Annotated in this window: 16 protein-coding genes; 14 read left to right on the top strand and 2 right to left on the bottom strand. The window is 72.5% G+C overall.

What is annotated here, in order from left to right:
• The 4 genes from AB0P24_RS28665 to AB0P24_RS28650 all read left to right on the top strand — a co-directional run.
• A partial coding sequence (locus AB0P24_RS28665) for an acyltransferase domain-containing protein (protein WP_365798902.1) occupies positions 1-3,465 on the top strand: 3,465 nt, incomplete at its 5' end.
• Positions 3,462-3,785: an acyl carrier protein gene (locus AB0P24_RS28660; protein ID WP_365798900.1), complete on the top strand. Its 324-nt coding sequence runs from the start codon at positions 3,462-3,464 to the stop codon at positions 3,783-3,785. The genes AB0P24_RS28665 and AB0P24_RS28660, both read left to right, overlap by 4 nt.
• A 3-nt stretch (positions 3,786-3,788) precedes the next feature.
• Positions 3,789-4,658, top strand: a complete 870-nt coding sequence (locus tag AB0P24_RS28655) for an alpha/beta hydrolase (protein ID WP_365798898.1) — start codon at positions 3,789-3,791, stop codon at positions 4,656-4,658.
• Positions 4,655-5,863, top strand: coding sequence for a glycosyltransferase (locus AB0P24_RS28650; RefSeq protein WP_365798896.1), 1,209 nt, complete (start codon positions 4,655-4,657; stop codon positions 5,861-5,863). The genes AB0P24_RS28655 and AB0P24_RS28650 overlap by 4 nt, the downstream gene beginning before the upstream one ends.
• 155 nt (positions 5,864-6,018) lie before the next feature.
• On the opposite strand, the gene AB0P24_RS28645 is transcribed toward AB0P24_RS28650, so the two are convergent.
• A complete protein-coding gene (locus AB0P24_RS28645) occupies positions 6,019-7,671 on the bottom strand; it encodes a GMC oxidoreductase (RefSeq protein ID WP_365798894.1) in 1,653 nt (550 codons plus the stop codon).
• 295 nt (positions 7,672-7,966) lie between these two features.
• Between AB0P24_RS28645 and AB0P24_RS28640 the strand changes: the two genes are divergently transcribed.
• The 9 genes from AB0P24_RS28640 to AB0P24_RS28600 all read left to right on the top strand — a co-directional run bounded on the left by AB0P24_RS28640 (position 7,967) and on the right by AB0P24_RS28600 (position 15,204).
• Positions 7,967-8,596 carry a TetR family transcriptional regulator gene (locus AB0P24_RS28640; protein ID WP_365798892.1) on the top strand — a complete coding sequence of 210 codons (630 nt, stop codon included), beginning with the start codon at positions 7,967-7,969 and terminating at the stop codon, positions 8,594-8,596.
• 226 nt (positions 8,597-8,822) lie between these two features.
• The gene (locus tag AB0P24_RS28635; protein WP_365798890.1) at positions 8,823-9,008 is read left to right on the top strand and encodes a hypothetical protein; all 186 of its coding nucleotides are present in this window, start codon (positions 8,823-8,825) and stop codon (positions 9,006-9,008) included.
• Positions 9,008-9,520, top strand: a complete 513-nt coding sequence (locus AB0P24_RS28630; RefSeq protein ID WP_365798888.1) for a flavin reductase family protein — start codon at positions 9,008-9,010, stop codon at positions 9,518-9,520. The genes AB0P24_RS28635 and AB0P24_RS28630 overlap by 1 nt, the downstream gene beginning before the upstream one ends.
• Positions 9,521-9,964: 444 nt before the next feature.
• Positions 9,965-10,801, top strand: a complete 837-nt coding sequence (locus AB0P24_RS28625; RefSeq protein ID WP_365798886.1) for a mycofactocin-coupled SDR family oxidoreductase — start codon at positions 9,965-9,967, stop codon at positions 10,799-10,801.
• Between the two features lie 655 nt (positions 10,802-11,456).
• Positions 11,457-11,627 (top strand): hypothetical protein, encoded by a 171-nt coding sequence (locus tag AB0P24_RS28620; protein WP_365798884.1) that lies wholly within the window; start codon positions 11,457-11,459, stop codon positions 11,625-11,627.
• Positions 11,628-11,665: 38 nt separating this feature from the next.
• Positions 11,666-12,286, top strand: a complete 621-nt coding sequence (locus AB0P24_RS28615) for a TetR/AcrR family transcriptional regulator (RefSeq protein ID WP_365798882.1) — start codon at positions 11,666-11,668, stop codon at positions 12,284-12,286.
• Positions 12,287-12,377: 91 nt separating this feature from the next.
• The gene (locus tag AB0P24_RS28610) at positions 12,378-12,896 is read left to right on the top strand and encodes an FAD-binding protein (protein WP_365798880.1); all 519 of its coding nucleotides are present in this window, start codon (positions 12,378-12,380) and stop codon (positions 12,894-12,896) included.
• Between the two features lie 105 nt (positions 12,897-13,001).
• Entirely contained in the window at positions 13,002-13,775 is a 774-nt protein-coding gene (locus tag AB0P24_RS28605) for an IclR family transcriptional regulator (RefSeq protein ID WP_365798878.1), read from the top strand.
• 490 nt (positions 13,776-14,265) lie between these two features.
• Entirely contained in the window at positions 14,266-15,204 is a 939-nt protein-coding gene (locus tag AB0P24_RS28600; protein WP_365798912.1) for a L,D-transpeptidase, read from the top strand.
• Here AB0P24_RS28600 and AB0P24_RS28595 read toward each other — a convergent pair.
• Positions 15,175-16,098 carry an EamA family transporter gene (locus AB0P24_RS28595; protein WP_365798876.1) on the bottom strand — a complete coding sequence of 308 codons (924 nt, stop codon included), beginning with the start codon at positions 16,096-16,098 and terminating at the stop codon, positions 15,175-15,177. The two genes, AB0P24_RS28600 and AB0P24_RS28595, sit on opposite strands and share 30 nt — an antisense overlap.
• A gap of 39 nt (positions 16,099-16,137) precedes the next feature.
• Here AB0P24_RS28595 and AB0P24_RS28590 point away from each other — a divergent pair, with 39 nt between their 5' ends.
• Complete coding sequence (locus tag AB0P24_RS28590; RefSeq protein ID WP_365798874.1) at positions 16,138-16,662, top strand: MarR family transcriptional regulator; 525 nt, start codon at positions 16,138-16,140, stop codon at positions 16,660-16,662.
• Positions 16,663-16,819: the final 157 nt, after the last annotated feature.

Below are 16,819 nucleotides of genomic sequence, written 5' to 3'. Positions count from 1 at the left end.
GGTGCGGGGCGGGCGGTGCTGGGCTCGGTGAAGTCGATGATCGGGCACACCATGCCGGCCGCCGGGGTCGCGGGGCTGGTCAAGGCTGCCCTCGCGCTCCACCACGCGACCTTGCTGCCCACCCTGCACTGCGAGGACCCGCACCCGGCCCTGGCCGCCACCCGCTTCCGCACCCTGGACCGGGCCCGGCCCTGGGAGACCGTTCCGCAACAGCCGGTGCGCAGGGCCGGGGTGAACGCCTTCGGGTTCGGCGGGATCAACGCGCACGTGGTCCTGGAGGAGGCCCCGCACAGGCGTGCCGCCGCCGTCAGCCGCGGCGCGGGAGTCATCGGCGCCCGCGGCGCGGAAGCCGCCGCCCCCCGCCGCGCGGAGGTCACCGAACCCGAGCGCATCCTCCTGCTCGCCGCCGACAGCCCGAACGACCTCACCGAGCTGCTGGACACGTCCGACGCCGCCCTCCTCGCCGCCGGTCTCGACCCCTCCCGCCCCCACCCGCAGGCCGGTCCGGCACGCCTCGGCATCATCGACCCCACCGCGCGAAGGCTGCTGGTCGCGCGCCGGGCGGTCGCCAGGGGGCGTGTCTGGCAGGGGCGGAACGACGTCTGGTTCGTGCCGGGGCGCCTCGGCGGTCGGCTGGCCTTCGTCTTCCCGGGCCTGGAGGCCGATTTCCATCCCCAAGTGGACGACGTCGCGGCTCACTTCGGCCTGCCCGGCACCCTCTCCGGTGCCCAGGTGGGCGACGTGGGCCGACACGGCTTCCAGGTCGTCGCCGTCGGCCGGCTGCTCGACACCGTGCTGCGCCGGATGGGTGTCGTCCCGGACGCGGTGGCAGGGCACAGCATCGGCGAATGGACGGCGATGACGGCGGCGGGTGTCTACTCCGAGGAGGACGTGGGCGACTTCATGGCGTCGTTCGACCCCGGCAGCCTGGCCGTCCCAGGCCTGGCCTTCGGTGCCGTCGGCGCCCCGGCGGAGCGCGTGCTCGCCGACCTGGACAGGGGACACTGGGCCGAGGCCGGCATCGTGCTCTCCCACGACAACGCGCCGAACCAGTCGATGGTGTGCGGTCCGGACGAAGCGGTGACGGCGTTTCTGCGGTCCCTGCGGGCTCGGGGCGTGCTGTGCCAGGTGCTGCCCTTCCGATCCGGCTTCCACACACCGATGCTGAAGCCGTACCTCGCCCCCATCGAGGCCGCCGCGCGGCGTTTTCGGCTTCATCCGCAGACGGTTCCGCTGTGGTCGGCGACGACCGCCGCACCGTACCCCGAGGCCGAGAGGGACGTGCGGGAGCTGTTCGTGCGGCACCTGCTGGAACCCGTCCGCTTCCGGCAGCTGATCGAGGCGCTGTACGCCGCCGGACACCGCACCTTCGTCCAGATGGGCTCCGGCCGGCTCGCCTCCCTGATCGGCGACATCCTCGGCGACCGCGACCACCTCGCCGTCGCCGCCAACTCCCCGCACCGCCCGGGAGTGGCCCAACTCCGGCGGGTGGCGGTGGCATTGTGGACGGCCGGCGCACAGGTCGTGCCGGTGCCGTCCAGCCGAACCCCAGCCGGAAGCCAGCAGCGGCCGCCCGTCCGGCTCGATCTCGGCGGGGCGCTGGTGTCGCTCGACGAGCGGACCCGCACCGAGCTGCGGGCGGATCTGCGCTCCGCCCCGGCCCGGCTCCCCGCCCCGTCCGCCCTGGACGCGCTCGCGAGTCGTTCGCCGGCCGCCGCCGAACTCTCCGCCCTGCTACGGGACACCGCGGACGCAGCGGCGGAACTGATCACCGTGGGCGGCCCTCGCCCGACCACCGCCCACCCCCCAGCCGCCCGGAGCCCGGTCCGCACCCCCGTCCCCCTCCCCGTCCGTGCCGTCTCCGGGGCCCCCATGCCCCCCGCTTCCTCCCTCTCGCCGACTCCCCCCGCACCCTGGCGCACCACCCTCCGCGTCTCCCTGGAGACCATGCCGTACCTGCTCGACCACTGCTTCTTTCCGCAGCGCCCGGACTGGCCGGAGACCGGTGACCGCTTTCCGGTGGTCCCCGCGACGACGATCGTCCACCACATCATGGCGGCGGCCGAACAGGCGGCTCCCGGCAAGCGCGCCGTCGCCGTGCGCGGGGCCCGGTTCGACCAGTGGCTGACAGCGATCCCGCCGGTCGACGTGCCGGTCACGGTGACCGCCGACGGTCCGCAGCACGTCGCCGTCACCTTCGGCAGCTGGGCTCGGGCCGTGGTCGAACTCGCCGCCCGGTACCCCGCCGCGGTACCTGCCCCCTGGCCGACGGATCCCGCCGCCGAACGGCTCCCCGCCCACACCGCCGCCCAGCTCTACACCGAGCGCTGGATGTTCCACGGCCCTGCCTTCCAGGGCATCACCGAACTCACCGCGATCGGGAGCGGGCACGTCCGCGGAGTGATCACCGCGCCCGCCGCCCCCGGCGCCCTGCTCGACAACGTCGGGCAGCTGCTCGGTTACTGGATCATGGCGACCCACACCGAGCGGACCGTCGTGTTCCCCGTGCACCTGGGCGAGTTGCGGTGCTACGGCCCCCACCCGAGCCCTGGCAGGGAGGTCGGGTGCCTGGTCCGGATCGTCTCCCTCACCGACACCGCCCTGGAAGCCGACGTACAGCTGACCGTGGACGGCCGGGTGTGGGCCGAGGTGACCGGCTGGCAGGACCGCCGGTTCGACAACGACCCGAAGACCCGGCCGGCCGAGCGCTTCCCGGAGCGCCACACCTTCTCCGAGGCGCGCTCCGGTGGCTGGGTCCTGGTGCACGAACGGTGGCCCGACCTGGCCTCCCGCGAACTGGTCATGCGCAACTCGCTCGGTGGCGCGGAGCGCGCCGAGTACGGCGCTCATCCGCCGCGCGGCCGCCGGCAGTGGCTGCTCGGCCGGATCGCGGTCAAGGACGCGGTGCGGCACCGGTTGTGGGAGCACGGCGAAGGGCCCGTCTTCCCCGCGGAGATCCGGGTCTGCGGCGACTGGGCGGGCCGCCCGTACGTCACCGGCCTGCACGGTCGGAGGCTGCCGCCACTGGACGTGTCCCTCGCGCACCGGGCGGAGGCCGCCGTCGCGATCGCACGCCCGCACACGCCCGGACCGGGGCCGGGCATCGACATCGAGGAGGTCACCGCACACGACCCGGCAACCCTGGACGTCGCGCTCGGCGCCGGCGAACTCCGGCTGCTGCACGCCCTTTCCACTTCCACCGACGACTCCCAGGCGCTGTGGTTCACCCGGTTCTGGGCCGCCAAGGAAGCCGTCGCCAAAGCGGAGGGCACCGGCTTCGGCGGCCGACCGCGCGACTTCCGGGTCCGCGAGGCCACCGCCGACCGGCTGGTGGTCTCGGGACGCCTGGCGGACACGTACGTGGTGCGCTGCGAGCTGACGAGCAACCCCCCACGGCTGCCGGACCGCGACTACGTCGTGGCCTGGACGACGGGGCCCACCCAGGAGAAGGAGTACGACCGATGACCACCAGCCGGCCCCCGCTGACCCGCGCGGACGAGGAATCGGCGCTCGCCGACATCACGGGCATGCTCACCCGGCTTCTGGCGGACGAGTACGGCCAGGACGACGTCGCCATTGACATGAGCACCACCTTCAACCGCGACCTGGAACTGGAGAGCATCGACCTGGTCACCCTGGCCGGGCTCCTGGAGGAGCGGTACGGCAAGCGGGTCAACTTCGCCGAGTTCCTGGCCGGGATGGAGTTCGACGAGATCATCGAGCTCACCGTCGGACGGCTCGTCGAGTACGTGGTGTGGAGCCTGAAGGCCACGGAGGCGGGCTGAGCCATGGCCATCGTCGACACCGGCCGAGTCCGGCTGCACGTACAGCGGACGGGGCCCCGGGACGGCCCTCCGGCGGCCGCGGCCACGGTCGTTCTCGTGCACGGGCTGCTCACCGACAGCCTGGCCAGCTACTACTTCACCGTGGCACCCGTCTTCGCCGCCTCCGGACTCGACGTGATCATGTACGACCTGCGCGGCCACGGCCGCAGCGGACGCCCCCCGGCCGGTTACACCCTCGACGACTCCGTCGACGACCTGGAGGCGCTGCTGGACCGGCTGTCGGTGACCGGTCCGGTACATCTGGTCGGGAACTCCTACGGCGGTACGGTCGCCTTCGCCTACGCGGCCCGTCACCCGGAGCGGGCGGCCTCCGTCTCGCTGATCGAGTCGGAACCGGCGACCGAGGCCTGGGCGGCGAAACTGGGCGGCATCCTGCGCCGGGTGCTGCGCGAGCTGGCGTACAACGAACCCGGCGCGATCGCCTGGATCACCGCCAACCGCGGGCACAACACCGCCCGGCTGGCCAAGGGCGCGGCCCGGCTCGCCCGCGAGACCACCCTGGCCCGCGACATCCCCGCCAGCCGGGTGCTGACCGAGGACCAGATCGGCGCCGTGCGCTGCCCGGTGCTCGGGGTGTACGGCGGTGACTCCGACCTCGCCGAGCTCGTGCCGTGGCTGGAGTCGGCGCTGCCCGACTGCCGGACCGTCGTGGTGCCCGGGCACGAGCACTCCGTGCTGGTGGAGGCGGCGGGGAAGGTCGGCGGCCATGTCCTGGCGCTGATCCGGGAGACCATCGGGAGCGGCCGGAGCCGGGCCCCGGATCCTGGCGGCGGGCGCGCGGCGGCAGGCGCGGGCGGGACGGCGGGCCGGTGAGCCGGTTCCTGTTCGTCGTACCGCCGCTGGTCGGGCACATCAACCCGGCGGCCGGTGTGGCGGCCGAACTGACCCGACGGGGGCATGCGGTGGCGTGGGCCTGCACCGATCCGCGACTGGTGCGGCGGCTCGCGGGCGTGGACGCCGTGGTGTTCCCGTGCGCCGGGCCGGTTCCGGACCGGGACGACCGGGTACGGCCGCCGGAACTGCGCGGGCCGGAAGCGATGAAGTTCCTGTGGGAGTGGTTCCTGGTACCGCTCGCCGAGCAGATGGCCCCCGGTGTGAGGGCGGCCGTCGAGGACTTCGGCCCGGACGCCGTCGTCGCCGACCAGCAGGCTCTCGCCGGTGGGCTGGTGGCCGAGCGGCTGGGGGTGCCCTGGGCCACCTCCGCCACCACGTCGGCCGAGTTCAGCGATCCGCTCGCCGGGATGCCGAAGGTCGCGCTCTGGCTGGACGGGCTGCTGCGCGGGCTGCGGGACCGGATCGGCGACCCGGAGGGCAGTGCCGACCCGCGCTTCTCCCCGCGTCTGGTACTGGCGTTCACCATCCCGGAGCTGGCCGGACCGGCGCCCCGACAGGGCCTGCGGATCCGCTATGTGGGCCCCTCGGTCGCGGACCGGCCGACCGGGCCCGACTTCCCCTGGGAGTGGCTCGACCCGGCCCGTCCCCGCGTCCTGGTGACCCTGGGCACGGTCAACGCCGGCGCCGGTGCCCGCTTCCTCGATGTGTGTCTGGCCGCGGTGCGCGAGCGGGCCGACCGCCTTCAGACGGTGATCGCCGACCCCGGCCGGGCGCTCGACGGCGCGGCCGGGCGCGGCGACAAGGACGTCCTCGTGCTGCCCGCGGTACCTCAACTCACCCTGCTACAGGAGGTGGACGCCGTCGTCTGCCACGCCGGGCACAACACGGTCTGCGAGGCCCTCTGGCACGGCGTGCCCCTCGTCGTGGCGCCCATCCGCGACGACCAGCCGGTGGTGGCCGGACAGGTCACCGATGCGGGGGCGGCCGTCCGGGTCCGCTTCGGCCGGGTCACCGCCCGGCGGCTGGGCGCCGCGCTGGACACCGTACTGCGCGATCCGGGCCCCCGCGCGGCGGCCGCGCGGATCCGCACGGCGTTCCGCGCGGCCGGTGGCAGCGAGGCCGCCGCGACCCACCTGGAACGGCTGGCCGGCAGCCGCCTGTCCGAGGACGAGCAGCAGCCGTGAGCGACCCGCCCGGCTCCGAGGCATCGAGCCGTGCCGAGCGGGTCGCCTCACTGCACCCTGCCTGTCGGGCCGACCTCGCCGGAGGCGTCGGCCGCTTCTCCGAACCACGCCGCGCCACCTGCCCCTGGTGTGCGGGTTCGGAGCCTGGCTGAGCGTCAGAAGACGCTGCCGACGTCCTGGCGGACGATGGTCGCCATGCTGTGCTCGGCGAGCGCGGCGATCGTGTAGGACGGGTTGCAGGCCCCGGTCGAGCCGGGAATGCGCGCGCCGTCCAGGACGTACAGGCCGGTGTGGCCGAGGACGCGGCCGTAGAGGTCGACGGCATCACCCATCGGCACGCCGCCCAGCGAATGCCAGGTGGAGGGCGCCGTGGCGTTGGTGTCGATCATGAGGCCGCCGCCCGCCAGGGCGATGGCCTCCATCCGGGCGGTGATCAGCGCCTGGAGCAACGTGTCCGCGGTGCTGGGCCAGGTGAGCACGGCGTCGTCCTTGTCGGCGTCGTACGCCCAGGTGCCCTTGCCCTCGACGATGCCGTAGCCGACGACGGTCATCAGGGTGGCGCCCGAGGTCTGTGCCGGCGATCCCGCGTGGACGAGGGTGAAGGGGATCAGCCCACTGGAGTCGGTGGCGCCGATGCAGGCCGGGCCGCCCTGCTGGGTGCCGGCGTCGCCGTTCGGGTTCAGCCACGCCCAGATCCGGTCGCCGTTGTTGCCCCACTTGGTGCCGACGGCGTCCGGCAGATCCGGCACCAGCCCCTTGGCCCGGGCCTTGACCAGCAGCCGGGTGGTGCCGGGTGAACCGGCGTTGAGGAACACCGCGTCGGCGGTCACCCGGATCTTCTCCTGCACGGTGCCGGCGGTGTCGATACGGTCGACGGACAGCACCCACCGCTTGCTCGCGTCCATCGACAGGTCGCGGACGACGTGCAGCGGTGCCACCTCGACCAGCCCGGTCGCCTCGGCCTGGGCGAGATACGTGACGTCGATGGAGTGCTTGCCGCCGTTGTCCACCCCGAACGCGATGTCGCTCGTGGTGTACGTCGGCTGGTACGCGCCGGTCAACTCCCCGCGGGCGTAGTTCCAGTCGATGGGCAGAGGAACCCGGAACGGCTTCATGCCCACCTTCGGCAGCACGCTCTGGAAGAGCCGCGAGGACTTGTAGGCGTCGGAGGCCAGCAGGTCGTCGGGAACCGGGGAGATCCCCAGCATGCGGGAGACCGTGGGGTAGGCCACCTTGTCCAGGTAGTCGTAGAAGTCCGCGGCCAGCGGGATGGAACGGACGAAGTTCTCCTTCGTGGGTTGCAGGGTCATTCCGTGGTACGTGATCGAGCCGCCGCCGACCGCCGCGCCGACGTTGGCCGTCATGCCGTTGCCCTCGACGGCCTCGATGACGCCGGTATAGGGCGTCCAGGTCTTGTCGACGCCGGGGACGATGGAGTGGTCGGTGAGCCAGGCGGAGCGGTTGTCCATGTTCGCGAAGCGGCAGAACGTGGTCGAGTTCGGGCCGGTGACCCAGCGCCGGCCGCGTTCCAGGACCAGCGTGCGCACCCCGGCCTGCGCCAGGCGGAGCGCGGTGACGCCGCCGCCGAAGCCCGTCCCCACGACCACGGCACGGGCCTGGAGTTCGGTCACGTCGGCCTTGGTGCGAGTGGCGGACGTCGTCGCTCCCGCCGTACCGGCACCGCCCAGCACGGAGGCACCGCCCAGTGCGGCCGCGGCGCCCAGCGTGACGGTCGTGCCCAGCAGTTCGCGTCGGCTGATGCGCGGTGGTGGGGGGTGGGGGACAGAAGAAGAGGCGTTACGGGGCATGGGGGACTCCCGTCGAAAGAGGTGATCGTGGGCCACGCGCCCACGAGGGCCGGGCTGTTGGGGACGCGATCTCGTCCCGAACGCGAAGCGGCGTGGCGCGTGCTTGACGCGTCCATGCATCCGCGATGACGCGACACCGTAGCACCTTGTGTCGCGGTGTGCCATGGTGTCGCACCGCGTCAGAAAGCTGCGGCGTAGACCGCCGCCCGCCGGGGAGGCGGAGTACGCGACGCCTCAACTGCCGTCGGGGCACAAGCCCGTTAGGGTCGAGACCTACAGGCCGGAGAGGGGACACATGGTCGCGCACGCCGATGGCCGCGCCGGGCGGCAGCCACTCACCCAGCGGCGCCGCGAGGCGACGCGCCGGGAGATCGCCGAGGAGGCCCTGAGGCTCTTCGCCGCCCGGGGCGTGGCAGCCACCACGGCCGAGGACATCGCCGCCGCCGCGGGGATCTCCACCCGTACCCTGTGGCGCTACTTCCGGTCCAAGGAGGACTGCGTACGCCCCCTGCTGACGGCGGGCATGGACATCGCGACGGAGCGCCTCCAGGCCTACTGGCGAGGAGACGGCTCGCTCGCCCGTGCTCTCGCGTGCGTCGACGACCCCGGCGCGCTCTCCGCGCAGCCCCTGGAGGCGTTGCGGGACCTCGTCCGCCTCAGCCGTGACGAACCCGGGCTCCGCGCCGTCTGGCTGGAGGCCCACTTCGACGCCGAAGCCGTGTTCGCCTCGCTGATCGCCGAAGGCACCGGCCGGTCCGCACAGGACCTGGCGGTACGCATGGAGGCGGGCATGCTGAACGCCGCTCTGCGCATCGCGATGGAGGACTGGGCGCTGCGCCCCGACCGGCCTTCCGACCCGCCCCTGGCCGAGACCCTGACCCGTGCCCTGCACACTGCGACCCGGTACTTCGACAGCGCGAGCTGACCGCACCGGCGTCCACCCCGTCTCGCGTCGTGCCGGCCGTTCGTCCCGGCCGCGGTCCACGGCAGCCCGCGCCGCACCGCCCCGGCGACAACTCGCCCACGGTGCCGGCCCCGTCGTCCCGGTCAGCGGAAAGCGGACAACGGGCCCGCTGTCCCGGAAAACACACTGAGGGCACGCCGCCGACGCGCGGCACGTGCGTTGGACCCGTGAGCAGGAGGTGTGCGGCGTGGCACATGAAGTGGTCGCCCGTATCGAGGAGACGGCATCCGGACTCGCCGCGCCCGCGGGCGGGAACGAGAGCCTCGGCAGGCTGAGCGACCAGACCGCCGGGCTGCTCCGCCTTGCCCACCACGCTGACAGACCCGCCCGAACGGGCCTTGAACTGCCCTGTGCCATGCAGGTGTTGATCTGATGAGCGATGCGCAGCGGCTGTTCCGGGACGTGCTCGGCCACTTCCCCACGAGCGTGGTCGCGATCACCACCACCGACGCCGACGGCCGGCCCCGAGGACTGGTCGTGGGCACCTTCACATCCGTCTCTCTCGATCCGCCCCTGGTGTCCTTCCTCGTCGACCGCTCCTCCGTGACGCTGCGCGGCATCCGCGACGCGGGCCGGTTCTGCGCCAACGCGCTGGCCGGCAACCAGGAGCGGCTGTCCCGGAAGATGGCCGCCGCCGGAAACCGGTTCGAGGGCGTCGGCTGGACGCCCTCCCCGCTCGGCAATCCGGTCCTGGACGGCATCGTCGCCTGGGTCGACTGCACGGTGGAGACCGTCGTCGAGATCGGTGACCACCTGCTGGTCGTGGGCCGGGTCGCCGACCTGCGCATCGAGTCCATGCGCACCCCACTGCTGTTCTTCAGGGGCGGATACGGAGACTACCTCTCCAGTTCTCTGCTCGTGCTGGACCGCCTGACCGGTGGATGACAGGAGCTGCTGATGCACAAGTCCCAGCACAGACCAGACCGGAACTCCGGTCGTCCTGGCGCGAATCCGGGCCGCTGGTCGGGCCCGCGGCCGCTTCCGCCATCGGCGGCCCCATGCCGCTGATCGCGCCGACCGTCGCCTTCGAATCCCCGCTCTCTGCCGTGACCGGCATCCCGACTCGCGGGATCGAAGGCGGCTGGGGCACCTGGACCGGCGTCCGCGGCTCGTCTTCCCGCGCCGGTCCGGCCCCCGTACCCCAGGCCCGGGGTGTTCCTGTTCCCGGGCCGGACCGCTCGCCGACGTCCTTCCCCCCGGGGCGTACTTCGTCCGCAAGATCGCCACTCCCGTCGTGCCGCCGCGCACGGTCAGGTCCGAGGAAGCGGAAATGACCGAACCGGCCGGTACGGAAGCGGATCTCGTTGATCAGAAACAGAGGCAGCAACGATGACCGGACGTGTCGAGGGCAAGGTCGCCTTCATCACCGGCGCCGCCCGAGGCCAGGGACGCAGCCACGCGGTGCGGCTGGCCCAGGAAGGAGCCGACATCATCGCCGTCGACATCTGCCGGGACGTCGAGGGCGTTCCGTTCGCCATGCCGACACCCGAGGACCTGGACGAGACGGCGGCCCTGGTGCGCGGGGAGGGCCGGCGCATCATCGCGGCGCGGGCCGACGTGCGCGACTACGAGGCCCTGAAGACGGTCGTCGACGACGGGGTCGCGGAACTGGGCCGCCTGGACGTCGTCGTGGCCAACGCCGGCATCGGCAGCGTCGGCAGCCCGCTGGCCGACATGTCCACCAGAGCCTGGCAGGACATGCTGGACATCAACCTCACCGGTGTCTGGCAGAGCGTCAAGGCGGCGGCCGGGCATGTGATCGAGGGCGGACGGGGCGGCTCGGTGATCCTGACCAGTTCGGTCGGCGGGCTCAAGGCGATGCCCTCCATCGGCCACTATGTCACCGCCAAACACGGCGTGGTCGGTCTGATGCGGACCTTCGCGATGGAGCTCGCACCACACCGCATCCGGGTCAACTCCATCCACCCCACCCAGGTGAACACGCCGATGGTGATGAACGACGCCACCTTCCGGATGTTCCGCCCGGACCTGGAGAACCCCACCGCCGACGACTTCGCTCCTGTCTCCCAGCTGGCCCACACACTGCCGGTTCCCTGGGTCGAGCCGGAGGACGTCAGCAACGCGGTGCTCTTCCTGGCCTCCGACGAATCCCGCTGCATCACCGGTGTGACACTGCCGATCGACCTCGGTGCCCTGCTCAAGTGACGGACGGCAAGCCGCTGTCCCATCTCGGTCCGAATCTCGTGGAGCCCCGGCCGGCCCTGTTCCGCCGTCCGCCGCCACAGCACCGGACCGACGTCGATGCCGCTCTCACCGGACCGGGCCGGCGACCCGTTCACGGTCGGTGCCGTCGGCGTCCAGCCCACACGTCGGAGCATCGCGAGCGCAGCCGGCAGGCCAGGTCCGCCTCCGGCACCGTCCCACTGATCGGGAGACCGCCCGGGGGCCCGCTCCTGCCAAGTGGGACGGCGACCCGCACCGGCCCGCCGTGCAGGGCAGCATCGCCTCCGCGGGCGCCGACAGCACCGGGGAGAGCGCCCGCTTCGCCTACGCGACCGGAGGCCATCGCGCCATGACGTTCATCAGTGCCGAGACCCTGCGCGAACCACCCACCGAAAAGCACACGTTGCGCTGTCACGGCGCAGGTGACGTAGGCGGTGCTCCGGTTCCCGGAGGGGCTCGGCCTGGACCGTGTCGACGTCGTGGGCAACTCCCTCGGCCGACTGGTCGCGACCGGCCTCCAGCCGCGCGGCGGACCTGCGGCAGGCAGGCGACGGCCGCCACCCTCCCCGCACAGTCCGCCTCCGACCAGCAGATCCGGCCGCGCTCCACAAGATCACCGCACCCCCACGCTGCTAACGTGGGGGCGGGACGTTCGGGTCACCCCCTGCACAACCCCCTGCCGGCGACGCGCACCGTCCCGCGGGCGGAACTGCGTGTTCTGCCGGACTGCGGGTACCGGGCGGCGATCGAGCGGCAGGCGGCCTGGGAGAGCGTGGTCCTGGCGTTCCTGACCCGGCCCGGGGCATGAAGAGCGCGGACGGGCGCACCCGACCGCTTGGGGGAGACGTGGGGAGAGGCACCGAGCCGCGACAGCCGGCCGCTCCCGTCTCGCGCGGGCAGGTCGCCCGCCGGGTCCGCATCCTGCGGGCGGCTTCCGAACTCGCCGCCCGCGACGGGCTCGCCAGCGTCCAGATGCAGGACGTCGCCAAGGAGGCTCGGGTCGCGCTCGGCACGCTGTACCGCTACTTCCCTTCCAAGCCCTATTTGTTCAGCGCGGTCTTCGAATGGCACATCGAGACGATCCTCCAGGGCCACGGCGAGGACCGGCCCCTCGGCGCGACGGCGGACCGGGCGGCCCAGGTGGGCGACACCCTCGTCGCGCTCAGCCTCAAACTGCTGGACACCCCGCTGCTGGCGTCGGCCGCCGCGCTCTCCGCCTTCACCGAGTACGCGGGAGCGCTGCCGGGACGGTTCGACGTCGTCGAGACCGGCCTGGGGCGGACGCTGCTCCGGGTCCTGGGGGTACCCGAACCGGCCGAAGTCGACCGCAGTGTGGTGCGACTGCTCATCTACAGCTGGTGGGGTCTGTTCGTGGCCATGCTCACCGAGGAGATCACCGCCCCACAGGCGGAGTCGGACCTACGGCTGGCGGCGCGGCTCATCGCCGCGCCGTACAGCGCAACCTGAGCTCCTGGGCCAGGTCGCCAGCGATGCCGGCGATCATGTCCTCCTGACCGCCGGCATTCGCTTCCTCGACTCGTCGGGACCTTCGGCGTCGGTGACCGTGCCGCACCCGGCCACCCCCGGTCGCGCGCGCCCGAACCGCGCGGCGGACCGCATCGCTCCGCGCGCGGCGCGTCTCGCTGACCGAGACGGCCGCCGGTCCTCTCTCGTGCCGTCTCCTTACCGTCGTCCGGGACACGCCCGTCGGTGGCCCTGCGCCGCCACCGTCGTCCCGACGGACCTCGGCACCCAGGGCGGCCTGGTGACCGGCGAACACGCCCGGGTGCTGGACACGGACGGCCGGCCCGTCGCCGGGCCGTGCGCGGCAGGGAACACGACGGCCGCGAGGCCGAGCCCTGCTACCCCGGTACGGGGACCGCGATCGGATCGAGCGCCACGTCCACATACCTTGCGGCCATGCGCGGTGCGGGCCGGACGGCCACCCGCACCGCGTCGGCGCGGGCCTGACGGGGGTGACGGGACGTCACATCGCTTCTGCGAAGGGGGAGTCGCCATATTCGTCGGTGCACACCTCTTGGTCGGCGACCGCGGCGGCGGTACCTTGGCGTCGTAACAAACTGAAATAGATTCTAGTTTCAGCAGAGAGGCGCCGACGATGACGTCCGCCCTTGACCTCGGCTCCCGTCCAGAGTCCGAACGGCCCGTACTGCCTCCGTCGATGATGGAGCGCGTAACGTTGATCATGGATCTCTTCGAGCACCCGCAGACACGTCTGACCCTCGAAGGGGTGTCCCGCCGGACACGGCTGCCGCGCTCGACCGCCCATCGGATACTCGATCAGCTGGTCCGCCTGCACTGGCTCCACCACACGGAGACCGGATACCGCCTGGGGCCGAGGGCGCTGGGGCTGGGAGGGCGGGAGATCGGGCACAGTGCCCTCCGCGCCGCCGCGGCGCCCCAGTTGCTGGAACTGGCCGTGCGTACCCGCATGGTCGTCCATCTGGCGGTCCTGGACGGGCACGAGATCTACTACCTCGACAAGATCGGGGGCCGTGCGGCCGTCGACGTCCCCTCGCAGGTCGGCGGCAGAGAGTCCGCACACTGCACGGGCCTCGGCAAGGCGATGCTCGCCTGGCTGAACCCGGAGGAGGTCCACGCCCGGTACGCGCCGGGGATGCAGCGGCGCACCGCCCACAGCATCGACCGGGTCGACGTCCTGCACCGGGAACTCGGAACCGTACGCCGGCGGGGCGGGCTCGCCCTCGACGAGGGGGAGTGTTTCCCGGGCATCGCCTGCCTCGGACTCGCCGTCCGCGGTCCCGAGGGCCCGGTCGGTGCCATCTCGGTCGTCGGCGACGCGCGCCCCACGGTGGAACGCGTCGCACCCCTGGTCGTGAACGCCGTCCGGGCTGTGTCCGACAAGTACTTCGCCGCCGGGGCCGCATTCCACGAGGCGTCCTTACCGGATCGAGTGCAGGCCGCGTCCTGCTGAGCTCGCAACGGATGCGCGGGGCGTCGTCGGCGCGCGCACGCCCGCCGGTCCGGACCACCGCCCACGCGCAAGGCGAGGCAGCGGACGGTGGGAAGGAGGCCGAGAACGGAGAGGCCGACCGCGCGGTGCCGGCTCAAGAGCCTGCTCAGCTCGGGTGTTTACCCGCACCGCGCCGCTGAAGGCCGGGATCGGACCGAAGCACGACCTGTTGGGGGTTCGGATCAAGTCCCCGCCGCCGACCTCACCGCCCCCGCCGCTTCGACCGGCCCAGGCTCACCGTGCAGCGCAAGCCCAAGTCCGCCGGTTCCGGTTCCCGTCCGCTGCCGTGAAGCGTTTCTTGATCCAAGTTTTACGTCCCGTCGGGAACGGAAACCCGTGCTGTAGCTGTCTGACGGACAGTGGGGCCTGTCGAGGCCGCGGAGCGAGATGAGTGGGGCAGGGCGTGGGACGGCGCAAGGGCGGCATAGGCATCGCAGTCGGTACGGTCGCAATGCTGGTGGGTGTGACCGCCTGCGGGGGCGGCGGCAGCGACAAGGCGAGCGGGGGTGACGCCAAGGCGTCGGGGAAGCCGAGCGCGAGCGCCTCGCCCAGCCCCACGAAGCCCTCGGGGCCGCCGATGCTGCTGGACACGATCACCCCGCAGACGGGTACCACGGTCGGCGTGGCCATGCCGATCTCGGTCATTTTCACGAACCCGGTGGCGGCGAAGGCCCGGGCCACGGTCGAGAAGCACATGAAGGTCAGCACCTCGCAGCCGGTGGTCGGCGCCTGGCACTGGATGGGCGACCGCCGTGCCGACTGGCGGCCGAAGACCTACTGGCCCTCCGGCACGAAGGTGCGCATCGACGCCGACATGACCGGCGTCAGCAACGGCAACGGACGCTACGGCGTGCACGGATACACGCACACCTTCACCATCGGCGACGATGTGCGCGCCGACGTCTCGGTGACCGGCCACACCATGAAGGTGACCCGCAACGGCCAGACGGTGCGCACCCTGTCGATCAACGCGGGCAGCGCCCAGTACCCGACCTGGGACGGCACGATGGCCGTCATCGACAAGCAGGAGAAGGTCCACATGACCTCCTGCAGCGTCGGCATCAGCTGCGACAAGGGCAGCCCCAACTTCTACGACCTGACGCTGCCCTGGGACGTCCACCTCACCCAGTCGGGCACCTACGTGCACTACTCGACCGGCGACCCCAACCCGGGCAGCGGCAGCGCCCGCGGTTCGCACGGCTGCGTCCACCTGTCGCTGTCGGACGCCAAGTGGTTCTACGGCCAGGTCAAGCAGGGCGACCCCGTCACCGTCACCGGCTCCCCCCGGGGCAAGGCCCCGGCCGACAACGGGTACGCCGACTTCAACCTGGGCTGGGACCAGTGGCTCACGGGCAGCGCGTCAGGAGAGCAGACGACCACCGCACTGTGACCCGCGGCGGGACGGGCGCCGGCTCTCCTCCGAGGGAGTCGGCGCGCCCTCCCGCCTGGGCCTGCCCAGGACGACTCCGGCCAGGACCAGGACAAGTCCGCACACCTGCTGAACGGTCAGCACCTCTCCGGCGACCGCCGTGCCGAGCAGGACGCCCGTGACCGGGTTGAGCAGGCCTATCAGCCCGACCGTCCCCGCGGACAGGTGCCGTAGCCCGGCGAACCAGGCGGCGAAGGCCAGCGCGGTGGCGACGAGGGACACGTAGCCGAACGCGAGAAGCGCCGGGGCGCCGAGCACCGGTGGCGGGCCCTCCACCAGCGCGGCGACCGGAAGCAGGAAGAGGCCTCCCGCCGTGAGCTGCCAGGCGGTCGAGGCGAGCACGTCGGCACCGGCGTTCCACCGCTTGGCCAGGACGTGCCCGAAGGCCGACACCAGCATGGCGGCGGACGACGCCAGGACGCCCGGCACACTCGCGCCCCGCACCCCCGTGAGCAGCATGAGGCAGACCCCGCCCAGCCCGAGCACGGCACAGGCCAGTTGGGCGGGCCGGGGCCGCTCGGACACCAGGGGCCAGGCCATGAGCATCATCGTCAGCGGGGACACGGCCATGACGGTCGAGGCGACGCTCGTCGCAAGCAGCTGGGAGGCCGCGTAGACGAGGACGAAGAACACGCTCATGTTGAGCAGCCCGAGCACCGCGGACCGCCACCACCAGGCGCCGCGCGGCCGCCGCCTGCGTACGGCCAGCAGGACGAGCCCGGCCGGCAGCGCCCGCAGGGCGGCCCCGTAGAACGGGCGGTCGGCCGGCAGGAACTCGTGTGTCACGTAGTAGTTGGCACCCCAGGCCACCGGCGCCACCGCGGTGATCGCCACCCAGCGCAAATTAGCTTCCATGGAAGCCAATATAGCTTCCCGGGAAGCTATATTGGGTGCATGAAGCAGGATGAACCCATCGACCACGTGGCCCGGATCCAGGCCGACTGGCGCCGCGAGCGCCCCGACGTCGACATCACGCCGCAGGGGGTGATCGGCCGACTGCACCGCCTGGCCGGCCGGCTCACCGAGGAGCTCTGTCTCGTGTACGGCCACTACGGCCTCAGCGAGGGAGAGTTCGACGTCCTGTGCGCCCTGCGCCGTGCGGGGGAGCCCTATGAGCGGGCGCCCGGCGAGCTCGCCGCCCACACCATGGTGACCACCGGCGCGATGACCAAGCGGATCGACCGCCTGGAGCGGGCCGGCCTCGTCACCCGCCGCCGCTCCCACGACGACCAGCGCGGCCGGATCGTCGCCCTCACCACACCCGGGCGCGAACTCATCGACCGGGCCTTCACCGACCACATGCGCAACGAACGCAACCTGCTGGACCTGCTGACACCCGCCGAGGCCGAGTCCCTCGAAACCCTCCTCACCACCTGGCTCTCCCGCATGGAGGATCGACGCGCTCCCGGCGGCGAGTGACCCGGTGCGAGGCCGCCACCGACCATGCGCAACGGCCGTGACCGGCTCACGCACACCGGCGCCCGTCCGGCCGCCACGGCACGCGGCCCTGCGCACCACCGTCGACTGGAACCGTGAACTGCGCACCCACACCACAGTCCCTCGCCTCCCGCCTCCT

This window comes from Streptomyces sp. NPDC086519, from assembly GCF_040686075.1.
Taxonomy (GTDB): Bacteria; Actinomycetota; Actinomycetes; order Streptomycetales; family Streptomycetaceae; genus Streptomyces; species Streptomyces shenzhenensis.
Note: the sequence above shows the minus strand (reverse complement) of the source record. Positions and strands in the feature narration are given on the sequence as shown.